Source organism: Sphingomonas sp. (assembly GCF_042091075.1).
GTDB lineage: Bacteria > Pseudomonadota > Alphaproteobacteria > Sphingomonadales > Sphingomonadaceae > Sphingomonas.
On sequence record NZ_JBELIE010000013.1, the window covers coordinates 21,261 to 35,893 of the forward strand.

Annotated in this window: 11 protein-coding genes; 6 read left to right on the plus strand and 5 right to left on the minus strand. The window is 64.7% G+C overall.

Annotated elements, in window-relative coordinates; translation table 11 throughout:
* Position 1: 1 nt before the first annotated feature.
* A complete protein-coding gene (locus ACFDSW_RS02590; protein WP_375248712.1) occupies positions 2 to 682 on the plus strand; it encodes a response regulator transcription factor in 681 nt (226 codons plus the stop codon).
* Between the two features lie 81 nt (positions 683 to 763).
* Here ACFDSW_RS02590 and ACFDSW_RS02595 read toward each other — a convergent pair whose 3' ends face one another.
* Positions 764 to 1,453: a response regulator gene (locus ACFDSW_RS02595; protein WP_375248713.1), complete on the minus strand. Its 690-nt coding sequence runs from the start codon at positions 1,451 to 1,453 to the stop codon at positions 764 to 766.
* 413 nt (positions 1,454 to 1,866) lie between these two features.
* Between ACFDSW_RS02595 and ACFDSW_RS02600 the strand changes: the two genes are divergently transcribed.
* Complete coding sequence (locus ACFDSW_RS02600) at positions 1,867 to 5,169, plus strand: PAS domain-containing protein (protein ID WP_375248714.1); 3,303 nt, start codon at positions 1,867 to 1,869, stop codon at positions 5,167 to 5,169.
* Here the strand turns inward: ACFDSW_RS02600 and ACFDSW_RS02605 are convergent.
* The gene (locus tag ACFDSW_RS02605) at positions 5,107 to 6,420 is read right to left on the minus strand and encodes an HlyD family type I secretion periplasmic adaptor subunit (protein WP_375248715.1); all 1,314 of its coding nucleotides are present in this window, start codon (positions 6,418 to 6,420) and stop codon (positions 5,107 to 5,109) included. The genes ACFDSW_RS02600 and ACFDSW_RS02605 overlap by 63 nt on opposite strands.
* 413 nt (positions 6,421 to 6,833) lie before the next feature.
* On the opposite strand from ACFDSW_RS02605, the gene ACFDSW_RS02610 reads away from it, so the two are divergent.
* The 4 genes from ACFDSW_RS02610 (at position 6,834) to ACFDSW_RS02625 (ending at position 11,224) form a co-directional block, all read left to right on the plus strand.
* Positions 6,834 to 7,574 carry a TIGR02466 family protein gene (locus ACFDSW_RS02610; RefSeq protein ID WP_375248716.1) on the plus strand — a complete coding sequence of 247 codons (741 nt, stop codon included), beginning with the start codon at positions 6,834 to 6,836 and terminating at the stop codon, positions 7,572 to 7,574.
* A 33-nt stretch (positions 7,575 to 7,607) separates the two neighbouring features.
* On the plus strand, positions 7,608 to 9,320 hold the full coding sequence (locus ACFDSW_RS02615) for an ATP-binding cassette domain-containing protein (protein WP_375248717.1): 1,713 nt from the start codon (positions 7,608 to 7,610) through the stop codon (positions 9,318 to 9,320).
* A gap of 37 nt (positions 9,321 to 9,357) precedes the next feature.
* Positions 9,358 to 9,537 (plus strand): hypothetical protein, encoded by a 180-nt coding sequence (locus tag ACFDSW_RS02620; RefSeq protein ID WP_375248718.1) that lies wholly within the window; start codon positions 9,358 to 9,360, stop codon positions 9,535 to 9,537.
* 148 nt (positions 9,538 to 9,685) lie between these two features.
* Positions 9,686 to 11,224 carry a TolC family protein gene (locus ACFDSW_RS02625; RefSeq protein WP_375248719.1) on the plus strand — a complete coding sequence of 513 codons (1,539 nt, stop codon included), beginning with the start codon at positions 9,686 to 9,688 and terminating at the stop codon, positions 11,222 to 11,224.
* On the opposite strand, the gene ACFDSW_RS02630 is transcribed toward ACFDSW_RS02625, so the two are convergent.
* From ACFDSW_RS02630 to ACFDSW_RS02640, 3 genes are all read right to left on the minus strand, one after another.
* Positions 11,221 to 12,036, minus strand: coding sequence for a hypothetical protein (locus ACFDSW_RS02630; RefSeq protein ID WP_375248720.1), 816 nt, complete (start codon positions 12,034 to 12,036; stop codon positions 11,221 to 11,223). The genes ACFDSW_RS02625 and ACFDSW_RS02630 overlap by 4 nt on opposite strands.
* 7 nt (positions 12,037 to 12,043) lie before the next feature.
* Positions 12,044 to 12,853 carry a hypothetical protein gene (locus ACFDSW_RS02635; RefSeq protein ID WP_375248721.1) on the minus strand — a complete coding sequence of 270 codons (810 nt, stop codon included), beginning with the start codon at positions 12,851 to 12,853 and terminating at the stop codon, positions 12,044 to 12,046.
* Positions 12,854 to 13,024: 171 nt separating this feature from the next.
* A complete protein-coding gene (locus ACFDSW_RS02640; RefSeq protein ID WP_375248722.1) occupies positions 13,025 to 14,317 on the minus strand; it encodes a hypothetical protein in 1,293 nt (430 codons plus the stop codon).
* Between the last annotated feature and the right edge of the window lie 316 nt (positions 14,318 to 14,633).

Here is a 14,633-nt window from a genome sequence, read left to right on the forward strand (position 1 = left end):
GATGGCGCTGATCCTGGTCGTCGACGATGACGCCGCCATCCGTCGCCTGCTCCGCAACACGCTGGTTCACGCCGGTTATACCGTCGCGGAAGCTGCCAACGGACGCGACGCGCTGGCGCAGGCCGCCAGGGAGCAACCCGATGCGGTGCTGCTCGACCTGGGGCTCCCCGATCGCGACGGGCTTGGCCTCATCCCGCTGATCGGAAAGGAGCGCGCGGTGCTCGTCGTCTCGGCGCGCGAGGCGACCGAGGAGAAGGTCGCCGCCCTCGATCTGGGCGCGGACGACTATGTCGCCAAGCCGTTCGACACCGACGAGTTGCTCGCCCGCCTCCGCGTCGCGCTGCGCCACCGCCGCGACGCGGGCAAGCGGCCCGAACGCATCACGACCGGCGACCTCGACATCGACCTCGACCGCCGCACCGTCAGCCGCGGCGGCGAGGATCTCCACTTGACGCGCAAGGAATATGACGTCCTCGCGGTCCTCGCACGCCAGGCGGGCCGCGTGGTCATGCACAAGCAATTGCTCGAGTCCGCCTGGGGCGGCGACGAGGATCCACGTATCGAATATCTGCGCATCGTCATCCGCAATCTGAGGCAGAAGATCGAGGCACCGGAGCCGGTCGGCAGCGTCATCGCGAACGAACTGGGAGTGGGCTACAGGCTGAAAACGCCGGCCGGCTAGGTGATGGCCGGAAGGGGCACGATCCCCGCGCCACTGCCGGCGAATCGTCGACGGCATATGATGCCATCGACGGCATTTTCATCAGCATCCGGGCATCGACGCCTCCGCCATCCGACCCAGTGCCGAGGACGTGACGTCCAGTCGCTCATCATGGGGGTCGCCCCCCTCCCGCCGCATCATCAGCGCGAGTTCGACGCGGTTCTGCAGGCCGAGCTTTTCGAAGAGCCGGTGAATCGTCACCTTTACCGTTGCCTCGGACACACCCAGTTCCGCGGCGATGTCGCGATTGCGCAGGCCCCGCGTTACCAGTTCCGCCATGATACGCTCGCGCGGCGTCATCCGTGCGCGCCGGTCGTCCATCATCGCGCCGTGCCGCGCGAGCGATAGCGCGCGCTGCAGCAGCGTCGGCTCAATCCACTGTCCGCCACGCGCGACATGCTGCAGGCACAGCGGCAGCAACTCCGCCGCGCTGTCCTTGGTCACGATGCCCTGAACGCCGAGATCCAAAGCCGCCAGCAGATCGGCATCGCCGATGCCCGACGTGAGCAACACGACGGGGCGGGTATCGCCGCGAAGATGCAGCGCACGGACCACGTCGAGCCCGCCGCGCCGTGGCATCAATACGTCGAGGATCAACACGTCGGCGTTACATTCCGGGATTGCTTCGAGTGCTTCGACACCGTCGCGGGCCGTGGCGACGATCTCGAACTGCGTCTCGTAAAGCGCCGCCCTGATACCGGCCAGGACAAGCGGATGATCGTCGACTATCATAATCCGCATCATCGCCTGCCCCCTGATGCCGAGCCCGCTGATCGGCCCCGCGTAAACCCCGTAAGTGTTCGACAATATAGCACTAAAGTGCCGGATCGGCGACGCGGCCGTCATGGTATGGGACGATCCGCGAGGAGGGTGACCGCTCCTGGCACGAGCTCGTCGGCGTGCCCTTTACCCCCCCGCGCGTCGGCGATCCGGTGGCCGGGACGTACGCGAGCACTCGGGCATCGGCGGGGTCGGCGCTCCCATGTCTCCGGCGCCGGCCCCGAGACGGGGGGACGCGATCGCTCTTGCGCTCGCGCCGGATTCGACGGTTGAATGACCTGAGGGGAGGATGTTCCGAAGACATGCGGATCGGAACGATCATTGCCGATGCATCGCGCTGATCCACGCCAACCAGCCAGGCGGGCATGAGCTTCACCGGTTCGCCCGCACCGGATCGACTCGCGCGCCAGGCGCCGTTCGCGGCGGCATGGCTTTACCACCCGCCCTCCCTGTTCGCGTTGGCCGCGGTGCTTACCGCCGCGCTTACCCTGGCCGCGCATTTCCTGCGGGCAGCCGAGGCGGGCCACCCGATCACTTTTGCCAATGTCGCGGCGCTGATCACACTGCTGCGCTTCCCGACCATCGATCGACGCTGGGCCCTGGCCGGCGCGGCGACCGGCTTTGCCGTCACCTATACGGTGATCGCCGCGTCGCCCGCGATCGCGGTGATACGGCCCATGGCCAATCTGCTAGAAATCATCCTCGCCCTGGCCGCAGCTGAACGGTGGTGCAACCGCGCGGTGCCGCTGTCCGCACCGCAGAACCTTGCGGTCATGTTGCTGGTCGCCGGCGCGCTGGCACCGATCGCCGCCGCGACGTTCGGTGCGGGGGCCGTCGCGCTGATCGATGGCGCACCGTTTCTGCCGCTGCAGCGCGACTGGTTCGCCGCCGATGCGTTCGGCACGATCATCGCCGGCCCGCTATTCCTCGTCGGCAGCGTCACACGCGGGCGGGACTTGATATGGTCGCGCCGCTGTTATGAGATCGTGCCGATCGCGGCTGTCGTCGCCGGCGTGACGTTCCTCATCTTCGAAATTGCCCACATCCCCGCGCTGTTCCTGATATTTCCCGCCCTGACGCTGGCGACGTTTCGCCTGCGCCTGCTCGGCGCGGCGATGGGCATCGTTATCGTAGCGGCGATCGCCACGATGGAGACGTTGCGCGGCGTCGGGCCGATCGCGGCACAATTCGCCGATCTGGCGCAGCGGCAGCTCTATCTCGACGTCTTCCTGTCCGTGATCGTCATCGCCAAAATGCCGGTCGCGGCGATTCTCGTGGAGCGTGAGGAGACGACGCGCCGCGTCGCGGACAGCGAGCGCCAGTATCGCCTGCTTGCCGATCATTCGAACGATATGATCGTCCGCATCGGGCTTGATGGCGTCCGTCGTTTCGTCTCCCCGGCGAGCCGCACGATTCTGGGCTTCGCACCGGAGGAGCTGATCGGCGGAACGCCGATCGCCGACATTCATGCCGATGACCGCGCCCGGGTCGCCAGCGTCTGGCAAAGCCTGCTCGACGGCGCGGTCAATCCCATCTGCGCCTATCGCCAGCGCTGCCGCGATGGCAGTTATGTCTGGCTGGAGGCGACCTACAGCCTGCTGTGTGACGATAGCGGCGCGCCAGCGGAATTTGTCGCCAGCGTGCGTGACATCGGCCGCCGTCGCGCGGCCGAGTTGGAGACCGAAGCGGCGATGGCGAAGCTGCAGGAGAGCCATCGTCTGATCAGCATGGCTGAATCGCTCGCCGGCATCGGCCATTGGCGTCTCGATTCGGTCGCGAACACGCTGGTCTGGTCCGAGGAAGTCTTCCGCATCCACGGGTATCCGCTAGACCAACCTCCCCCCCTCGATCAGGCGATCGCCTTCTACCATCCCGACGATCGCGAAATTGTCCGCAGCAGCCTTCGACGCGCGCTGGACGACGGAAGCCCCTGGACGGTGCGCGCGCGGCTCATTCGCCCCGATGGCTCGATCCGCCATGTCGAAACCAGCGGCCAGGCCGAGCGTGCGCCCAACGGCGCCATCGTTGGCGTGGTCGGCATTTTCCGCGACGTCAGCGAGGAGGTGGCGGCCGCCGCCGAACTGATCGCCGCGCGCGACGCCGCCAAGGCGTCCGCCGAAGCGCGCAGCACATTCCTGGCGATCATGAGCCATGAGATCCGCACCCCGATGACGGGCGTGCTGGGGATGATCGAGTTGCTGCGCCATGATCCCCCCGCCGAGGAGCGCGAACGGTTCTTCACCAACCTCGAACAGTCCGCGACGCTGCTCATGAAAGTCCTCGACGACGTGCTCGCCTTTTCAAAGATCGAGAGCGGGCACCTGAGGCTGGAGTCGACCGGCTTCTACATCGTCGATGTCTGCCGCACCACGCTGGGCCTCTTCCAGCACGCGGCGATCAGCAAGCGACTCGTTCTTCACTTCGACGAGCCCCCGACCAGCGATACCTATCTGCGCGGCGATCCCATACGCCTGCGGCAAATACTGTCGAATCTCATCAGCAATGCGATCAAGTTCACGGACCAGGGCAGCGTCCAGCTCCGCCTCCGGCTCGCAGCGGCCGGCGCACAACGTCGGGTTCGCCTCGAGGTTATCGATACCGGCATCGGCATGACCGCCGACGCGATCGATCGCGTCTTTGCCCCGTTTGTTCAGGCCGATGCCTCGACAGCGCGGCGGTTCGGCGGCACCGGACTGGGCCTTGCCATCACGAAGCGGCTGGTGGAGGCGATGGACGGCACGATCGTGATCGACAGTCAGCCCGCGGCGGGGACGCGCTTCGTGATTGACGTGACGTTCGACGCGGTCGCGCGCGAGATGCGTGCGTCCGACACGCCGACCGTGCGGCCCTCGCGCGCCCTGTCGATCCTCCTCGCCGAAGATAATGCGATCAATCGCACGCTGATCGAGACACTGGTGCGCCGCGCAGGGCACAACATCCGCAGCGTGGAGAACGGCCGCCAGGCGGTTCAGATGGCTGCGCAGGAGCCGTTCGATTTGATCCTGATGGACATTCGCATGCCGGAGATGGACGGACTCGCAGCGACGAGGATCATTCGCGCGCAGGATGGTCCGTGCCACCGCACACCGATCGTCGCGCTCACCGCGGACATCGTCGACGCCCGGCGCGATCGCTACGGGACCGCCGAATTCACCGATCTGCTCGCGAAACCGATCGACCCCACGGTGTTTGGCGATCAGATCGTGCGACTCGCGGATGCCACCAGCCCGCCGACATTCGGCGCGGCGCATGCCCCGGCGCGCGAGCCCCTTATCGATGATCGCAGGCTCGCACGGGTGCGGCAGGCGATCGGTGACGCGCAATTCGACGGGATTCTCGCCATGATGCGGAGTGAATTGACCACCCGCCCCGCACGGATCGCGCAATTGATCGCGCACGATCGTCACGCGGAGGCGGCGGCGGAAGCGCACGCCATGCGCGGCGCCATGGCGGGGGTCGGCGCGATGCGCGTCGCCGGCCTGGCTCAACGTATCGAAACCGCCTGCACGGCCGGAGCATCGACGGTCGACCTCGCGCGTCAGCTGATCGAGGATGCCGACCGTACACTCGATGCGCTCGCCAGCGTCACGCGGACGCTGCTCGGCTCAGTCGCGGAACGCCCGCTGAAAGAAATTCGCGATCGGCGCGATGACGTAGCTGGCCGGTGAGCGATCCTCTGTTTTCAGGAACGCATCGACCGGCATACCCGGAAGCAATGTGACGCTGCCGAGCTTTGTCAGTTCGGATTCGATCATCTGGACATCAACGAAATAATAGGACGACTTGGTCTTCTCATCCAGAAACGCGTCTGCCGACACGGCGGATACGAAGCCCTGGATCACCGGCGTACTGCGTTTGCCGAAAGTGGTGAACCGCAGGCCAGCGGGCTGCCCGACATGCACCTGCTCGATATCGGTCGCCTCTACCCGCACGACGACCAGCCGCGGCTTGGCATCGGGTACGATGTACATGATCGGCTTGGCCGCCTCGATCACCGAGCGCGGTCCCAGCATCTTCGAGTCGAACACGCTTCCGCTGACCGGCGCGCGCACCTGAAGCTTGTCCAGCTTGTAAAGGATCGCGCTGCGCGCCTCGATCAGTTTCGTCGATTGCTGGCGGAGCAGATTGAGGCGATCGGCGCTGACCTCCTTGCTTTCGAGCGGCGTCGCATAGGTCTTGAGGCGCTGTTCGGCCACCTTGCCGCTCAGTTCCGCGCGCTTGGCGATCAGGCTGCCGACCTCGCCCTTCGTCTTGATCACATCGCGCTGCAGGTTCGAGACCACCGTTCGCGTGACAAAGCCGTTCTGCATATTCTGTAGCGCACGGTTGAGTTCCTCGGTCAGCAGTTTCAGCTCGTCCTGCTTCGCCGCAAGCGCCGCGAAGACGCCGGCCCCTTCGGCGGAAATCTGACCCCGCTGCTGCTCCAGCAGCGATACCTGCGTCCAAAGCGACCGATAATGTGCAGTGAGCTGGCTCTGCTGCTGCGCCACCAGCGCATTCACCCCCGGATCGCGCGCCGCGGCGTCCAGCAGCAAGGGGTGGAGCGGCAACGTCCGCTGGTCCGCAATCTCCGCCTCCAGTCGCGCTTCATTCGCGAGCAATTCGAACAGCTCGCCCTCGATCGCCGCAAGCTCGGCGCGGAGCGATGAATCGTCGAGCCGAAGAACCACATCGCCGGCGTGCACCTTGTCCCCGCCGCTCGCCAGGATCTGCGCGATGACGCCGCCCACCGGATGTTGCACCGCGATACGGGTGGCGGTGACCTGCACCTGCCCCTTGCCGATCACCGCGCCCGATATCGTGAAGCTGACCGCCCAGGCGATCACGAACGCGAAAAACCCGAAAAGCGCCGCCAGCCCTATCGCCAGCGGCCGACGGATTGTCCAAGTCCGGCGATGGTCCAACGCCAAGGCTGTCACGATCCACACCCCCTTTTGCTTCGATTCCTCCTAATATATCCGACAGATTGAAACAACCGCTCGTGCAACAACTCACGATGTAACTTTCGATATCATCACGTAAATACTTTTGATTGACGCAAACCGCTTTCTACCTCGAATGGTGTAGTAATTTTGTATTTAAATATTCGTTGACGAAACTTTTCCAGCAAACAAAGATACATCCATGGCATGAGCGAGTCGCGGCAAACTCGGCGCCGGAAGGGGTTTCGGGTCGGCCGCCTGATCGGACGACGGCCCAATGTAGGCCTGCCGATCGCCTTGCCCGAGCCCGGCGGCCCGACCGCCGACTCATCGAACAGTTACCTGTTCTCCACGGATTGGCGCCGGTCTGCGCTGTCTGTCGTGGAGCACTGATCGGAGGGAGAGGTGCAATGTCGACAGCCTATATGAAAGCCGAGTCTGATACGCTCAGCAGAGTGCCGAGCGTCACGCCGAAGCCCAAGCTCGTGCTTCGCGAAGGCGGCAATCGGACCACGGTAGCCGCCGAGCGGTTCGTTCAGAACAGCTACTTTCCTACGATGATCTATCAATACGATGTCGAGGACTGCGAGCAGCTCAACAAGAAGTTGCTGCAGCTGACATATGACGAGCGCGAGCACGGCACCGCGGTGAACAAGTCGAACACCGCAGAGCTAGGCAGTTGGCACAGCGGCACCTCGCTTCACAAGAACGAGGCCTATCAGCCTATTGTCAGCGAGGTTGATGCGGTTCTCGCGCGGATCGCCGACGAGCTGCACTATGCGAAGGATCAGCAACTCAAGATCACCACCATGTGGTCGATCATCAATCCTCCGGGCAACGGCAATCGCGCGCACATCCATCCCAATAGCCTGTGGAGCGGGGTGTATTACATACAAGCGCCTGAAAATGCCGGCCGGATCGAGTTCGTCGATCCCCGCACCGTCCTCATCATGAACCAGCCGAAATACGAAAATAAGAAGAAACGGCCACGCGACTGCTGGACGAAGGTAAACTTCAAGCCGGTTCCTGGTCGAATGGTGATCTTCCCGGCGTGGCTTTACCACGGCGTCGATACCAACATGTCGAAGAACCACGGCCGCGCCGGCGACCGCGTGATCATTTCTTTCAACGTCAATCAGGTGCGCAAGTAACAGCGCCGACGTTGCGGCAGGGGTAGTCGGCCGATGTCCAAGAGCAAACAGGTCAATCCGCTACGCGCGGCGTTGCACGGCATGCGTGGCATCCTGTTCTTCTCCATCGTCATGAGCCTGGTGTACGGCTTGCTCAAGCTTGCCGGCCCGTTGTTCATGATCCTGGTGTTCGACCGCGTTCTACCCGCCCGATCGCGGGAAACCTTGGTCGCACTCCTCCTGCTGCTGACGATCACGATCGGCGTGATGACGCTGCTGGACTATGCTCGCCGGCGCATCATGGCCCGCTTCGGAGCCCAGTTTCAGGAAGGCGTCGAACAGCATATCTTCAGTTCGCAGGCGCGCGAAAGCTACCTGGCGAAGGGCGGGAAGAAGCCGGCGGCCGGGTTGAATGAAACCGATCAACTGCGCGGCTTCTTCCACTCGGGTTCGCTCATCACGATCCTCGACTTCCTGTGGTCACCCGTCTTCCTGGGCATCGTCTTCGTCATCGATCCGCTGATCGGCTGGGTGGTCGTCGTCGGGCTCGTGGTTCTTGCGCTCATCAATGTGGCGCGCAACATGACTCAGACCGAGCGGATGACCCGCTCGAGCGCGGCGGGCGAGGCGGGGGTCGGGCTCAAGGACGCCCTGCTTGTCTCGCGCCACGTCATCGAAACGCAGCAGATGACCGCCGCCTACAATCAACGGTGGCTCGCTGCGCGCCGCCGGACGCGCGACGCGGCGGTCGAGCTGAAGGATTGGACCGCCTGGTTTTCGATCACCGCGTCGCACGTCGCCTTGCTGATCCAGTATGTCGCCCTCGCGGCCGGCGCCTATCAGACGATCAACGGCGACATAACGATCGGCGCGATGGTGGCCAGCATGTATCTCGCGCGGCACGTGGTGAATCGCGCGGAGCGCTTCCTGGCCGAGATACCGGACATGCTGGAGGCATCGCGCAACTGGCAGAATCTCAGCAAGATCCTGGCCGCACCACGCCGGCCGGTGGCGACGCCGGAGCCCGTATCGGCGTTGACGCTGTCGCAGCTGACGGTGCGCTGCCTGCTTACGAAACGGACGCTCCTGCGCAACGTCAACGCCGCCTTCGCGCCCGGATCGACGATCGAGATCGTCGGTGGCGCGGGATCCGGCAAGACCATTCTTGCCGAGACGCTGATCGGCCGGATGCCGCGGGCGAGCGGCAAGGTCTTGCTCGGCTGCATCGATATCGAACGGCTGTCGATTTACGATGGCGCCACGACGATCGGCTATATCCCCCAGCGTATCGACTTCGTCGACGGGACGATCGAGGAGAATCTCGTCGGTTTCGCCCCTGTGGGCGCGCCCGAGCGGCTGGTCCAGATCGCGCGCGTCGCCGGGGTGCATGAGCGGATCGCCGCGCTGCCCGACGGATATCAAACGCACCTTGACCCGCTCGGGAGCGTCTTCTCCAAAGGCGAGCGTCATCAACTCGCCCTTGCCCGCGCCCTGTATCACGATCCGCAGATCCTGATCGTCGACGAGCCGGACACCAGCTTTCGTGACGCCCTGAAGAACGATCTCGGTACGACGATCGCGGATTTCACCGGCGCGGGCGGCATCATGGTGGTGCTCACGCGCGTCCCGCTGAAGATCTTCCGCTCGACGCACCGCTACAATCTCGATGCCGGCGTCCTGCGCGAGATCAAGTCCGACTCAGCGCCGATCCACGCCGTGCGCGAGCCGTTGATGGGCGCGGTGCGACCGAACCTCACACGATCATGACGCCGCAAGATCAGTTGCACGAAGGGGGAGTAATCGAATGTCCGACAGCCACCGACCCGATTTCGACGTCTTTGCGATCCGCGAGCGCGACGATGGCGGCAAAGACATCTTCATCAAGGTTGGCGTCGCGTTCAAGCGTCGCAACGCCGACGGAATGACGATCCTGCTCGACGCGCTGCCGCTCGGACGAAAGCTGGCGGTCCTGCCGGCGGAATAGCCCGGCGCACCACTGTCCGCCCGGCGCACACCGGGCGAGCAGCCACATCGAGCAGCGTCAGCGACGAGATCGGACGGCGGACCGCCCGGCCAGTTGGCCGGGCTCGGGGCCAAGCATGCGCGTGGGTCAGACGGGGAGGACGAGGAGCATGAGCACATCCGCATGGCCAATCGCGATCGCAGCCACCATCGTCGGTGCCCAATCGGCGGTGGCGCAAACCGTTTCGCCGATCAGGACCGCGACACCATTGCAGACGACCGCGCCGCGCAGCGGCTCTCCACTGCCCCCGGTTCGCACGCTGTATCAGGCGCTGCAGCGCACCTATCAGACCAGCCCGACATTGATGAGCGAGCGCGCCGCGCTGCGCCGCCTGGACAGCGGGGTCGCCCTCGCACGGTCAGAGGGGCGTCCACAGCTTGCCGCCCGGACGGTGTTCGAACAGGACGTGCACACCACGCGCAATCTCGGCCTTGGCCGCGACATCACCGTCGCCGGCGATGTCGAGCAAATCCTGTTCACGGGGGGCCGGATCCGCAACACGGTGAAAGCCTCGCGGGCGCTGGTGAGCGCGGGGCGATACGACCTGCGTGCGACCGAGGGCGAAGTGCTGGTCGAGGCGACGACCGCCTATGCCGATCTGCTGCGGGATCGCGAGATCCGGGCGCTCAACATCGATCAGGTGCGCGTGCTCGAAGCGAACCTGAAGGCGGCGCAGGACCGCTTCCGCGTCAACGACCTCACGAAGGCCGATGTCGCGCAATCGGAGGCGCGGCTGCTACTGGCGCGGAGCAATCTGGCGCTGTCGCAGGGGCGCCTGCAGGCATCGGAGGAGAATTTCGAGCGGGTCGTGGGCGCGCGCGCCGACATTCTCGAACCGCTCCCGCCCTTGCCGCCCCTCCCCATCAGCGCGGAGGCGGCGGAGGCTGCCGCGCTCGACGGCAATCTCGATCTCGCGGCGCTCGTGGAGCGCGTGCGCGCCGCTCGATTGACGGTCGAAGCGACCAAGGGAGAGCGGCAGCCGGTCCTGTCGGCGTTTGTGTCGTCAACCTACGCCAATGCGCTCGGGACCGCCGATCGCCGCCTCGGGCTGCCGCGAGGAACGCTGATCAACAGTGCGACCGACGTCAGCGCCGGCATGGTATTGCGCTGGCCGCTATACCAGGGCGGCGCGGTCGGCGCGCGCGTGCGGCAGGCCGCCGATCTCAGCGCCCAGCAGATCGAGCAAGCGATCGCCGCGGAACGGCTGGCAGTGGCGAGTGCGCGCGCCGCTTTCGCCGGCTGGCGCAATGCGCTGAACGCGATCGACGCGAACACCGCCGCGATCGCCGCGAACCAGATTTCGTTGGACAGCGTCAAGATCGAGCAGACCATCGGCGCCCGCGATCTGATCGACGTGCTGAACGCCGAACAGGAGTTGCTGGGCAGCCGCGTCACGCTCGCCAGCGTCCGCCGCGATGCATATGTCTTTGCGATGACGCTGCTGAATATCATCGGCCGGGCTCAGGCCGCCGAGCTGGCCGGTGGCATCGGGCCCATCTACGATCCGAACGACAGCTACCGTGCCAACGCCAACAATTGGTCGGACTGGTCGGGCGGTGCCCAAAGACCGGCGGCTTCGACCCGAACCGTCCCCGCAAACGTCGCCAGCCCCGTCAGGGGTTTGTCCGTGGAAAGGGCGAGCGATTAGGCGCACGCGACGCGCGGCGCCCAGTCCAGCAGATCGGAAACGGTCAGGCGGCCGCGAAAAAGCGCCAGGCTTTGATCCGGCGAACCATAGCGATCGATGCAGATCGCCATGTACCGCGCGATCGGATAATTCCAGGCATAGCGATAGGCGGTGTCCGGGCGCGCCAGTGCATGCTCAAGCAGGTCGCGGTTTCGCCCGAAATAGCGCGCGTCATCGGCCCATGCCGCTTCCCTGAGATATCTGTAGCACAGCGGATCGCCAATCCGTGTCGCGGCCAGCAACGCGCGCTCGGCCAGAAACGCGCACGTCTCCCTGATGACGGGAGGAACGAAGCGTCGCTCGCTCATCCGCAATTGCAGCGCATGACCAAATTCATGCGCCAGCATCAGCAGATCTCCGGGATCGCCTTCGTAGGAATAGACGATCGTCGGAAACGCCCCGGCACCATTATCGAGGGTTACCGCTCGGGGCCGGGTTGCTGAGCGTTCGATCCGGGTCTTCTCGGTGTGGTCGAAGGTTGCGGTGACGATATCCGCTTGCGCGGGGAACAGCCCTTGCATGGCCCGCTGCGTCATCTCCCAGGCGGCGGCGAGACATGGCGCTGTCCAGGTCGTCAGCGTCACGATCCTCGATGGTTGGGGCATCGGAATATCGGCGATGAGGCGTTGGCAGGCCATCGCGCTGACATTGTGGAGCTCCAGCCAGTCCGACATCCGGTGCTGCGCCATCTGCCCGGTCGAAAGCGCGGCGGGGATCGCCACGTTACCCGTATCCCCCGCGGCGACCTGGCGTCGCGCGGCAGCATCGGTCATCGCCGGCTCAATCGACATAGACGGTCCGGAAAAAGTCTATGCGATGGGGAATCTGCCGCTCGATCCTTTCCCGCTCCGCGACCGGAAAACGCTCGGGATGTTTGATGAGCGTGTAGGCGAACAACGCCGACTCGGCGAAATCCTCCTGCTCGTCCGTCTCGGCGTAATGCGTCACAAAAGCGCCGTCGCGGGTGCGCGCCGTCTTCCACGCGGCGCGGGGCAGATACTGCTGCTGGATCGCCGCGTGCGTGGCTTCGTGGAACAGCGTCTCCTCCAGATCGTGCGTGCCGATGCGCCGTGTCGCGTTGCCGGAATAGAGCACGAGGAAATGCCCGCGGTCCTCGGCGAAAGCGGTCGTGTCCGCGCCGCCCTCGTGGATCACGATATGCCGCAAATGGCGACGATAGAGCGACGGCAGCCGACCCAGCCGCAGCGTATAGCGCGATGCCTCCTGCTCCGCCGCCGGCCTGCTGCCGAACGCCGCATCGACCGCGATGGCGACCGTCGTGCCGTCACGATAGCGCGCGGCGAAGACATAGGCATCCTTCATCAGCGGCCGGTCATTGGCGCGCTTGTCCGGCATCTCGAATGGCTTGAGCGCCACGAACCGCAGGGCATCGAACGCGCTCGGGTCACGGTCGGTGATGAAATCGAAGTCCGTGCCGACGACCGACGATCGGTAAAGCGGCGGACGATCGGAAGGCGTCGGCGTCGCCGCGACCCGTCCGGCATCGGCATCGCCGTTCCGGACGGGCAGAAGCCCTCCGGCAACAGACGCGACGATCGCAAGTCCGCATGCGAATAACGGCCTGATCATCGAAATGATCTCCTGCCTTTGGCGCGCGATGCGCCGCGATGCGAAAAGGCTCCCGGCCAGGGCCGGGAGCAGGTGTCGGAGGTGTCATCGGGAAGGCCGGCATCAGAGCCTTCCGTCCTGGTGCATGTCACGGCGTCACCGCCGTGACATGCAGTTCAGAGCGAGATGCGATCAGGCACCGAACCCGTCGGTTTCGTCGCCCTCATCGCCTTCGTTGCCTTCGTCGCCGTTGGCATCGTCATTGGTATCCTCGTCGCCCTCGTCGGACTCGTCACCTTCGTCGCCCTCGTCATCCTCGTCATTTTCGTCACCCTCGTCGAACTCGTCGCCCTCGTCGGACTCATCGCCGTCATCGGGCTCGTCGCCTTCATTGTCCTCGTCGTTCTCGTCGCCCTCGTCGGCTTCATCGCCCTCGTCGCCCTCATCGGACTCGTTGTCTTCATCGCCCTCGTCGCTCTCGTTGTCCTCGTCGTCCTCGTCGTCATTATCGGGCTCGTCGCCCTCATCACCCTCGTCGGCCTCGTTATTCTCGTCGGCTTCGTCGCCCTCGTCGCCCTCGTCCTGCTCGTTGCCCTCATCGTCCTCGTTACCGGCATCGTCGGACTCGTTATATTCGTCGTCCTCGTCGCCGGCTTCATCGGCTTCGTTGCCTTCGTTGTCCTCGTCACCCTCGTCGGCCTCGTCGCCCTCGTCATTCTCGTCGGCCTCGTCGCCTTCGTCGTCCTCGTCGTCCTCATTGCCCTCGTCGTTCTCGTTACCCTCGTCGCCCTCGTTGTTCTCGTTGCCCTCGTCGTTCTCGTTACCCTCGTCGTTCTCGTCCGACTCATTGCCTTCGTCGGTGTTGCCTACGCTGCTCTCGTCATTCTCATCGCCCTCATCGTTCTCGTCGCTCTCGTCATTCTCGTCGCCGTCATCGCCGTCATCATCCTCGTCGCTCTCGTCGCTTTCGTCGCCCTCATCGCCCTCGTCTGCCTCGTCATTCTCGTTATTTTCGTCGTTCTCGTCGTTCTCATTGCCCTCGTCGTCCTCATTGCCCTCGTCGCCATTGTCGACTTCGTCGCCCTCGTTGTCCTCATCACCCTCGTCGCCGGCGTCGCTCTCGTCGCCTTCATCGTCCTCGTTGTTCTCGTCGCCTTCGTCACCCTCGTCACCCTCGTCATTCTCGTCGCCCTCGTCGCCCTCGTCGCCCTCGTTGTCCTCGTCGTCATTGTCGGGCTCGTCGCCCTCATCGCCTTCGTTGCCCTCGTCGCCCTCGTCGCGTTCGTTGCCCTCGTCGCCCTCGTTATCCTCGTCGTCCTCGTTGCCTTCGTCGGCTTCGTCGCCCTCGTTGTTTTCGTCGCCGTTATCGCGCTCGTTGCCCTCGTCGCCTTCGTTGTCCTCATCGCCCTCGTTGTTCTCGTTGCCCTCGTCGTTCTCGTTATTCTCATCGCCCTCGTCGTCCTCATCACCCTCGTCGCCTTCCATGAAGGACAGGGGCGCGAAGAGATTGCTCGAGCCGAAATGGGCGATCGCCGCCCCGATCGGGTCCAGGCCCGCGTCGAGTGCCGCTTGAATCGTGCTTGCCATTGTCACTCTCCTAATGAAGTCACACCGCGGCGACGGCGCCGAGGCGTGCTGTTCGGGTTCCAGTGAAAGAATGGCAGGCCTACGCTGGGCGCTGCCCCGTCGATGGACAATGCAGACCGCCCCGGCTGGAACGGTCCGCTGTCATGATGGCGTACAAATTCCGTTGTCGGACACCCCTGGGGCCCAACAACCTTGCTGAACTTCGAAACGCCAA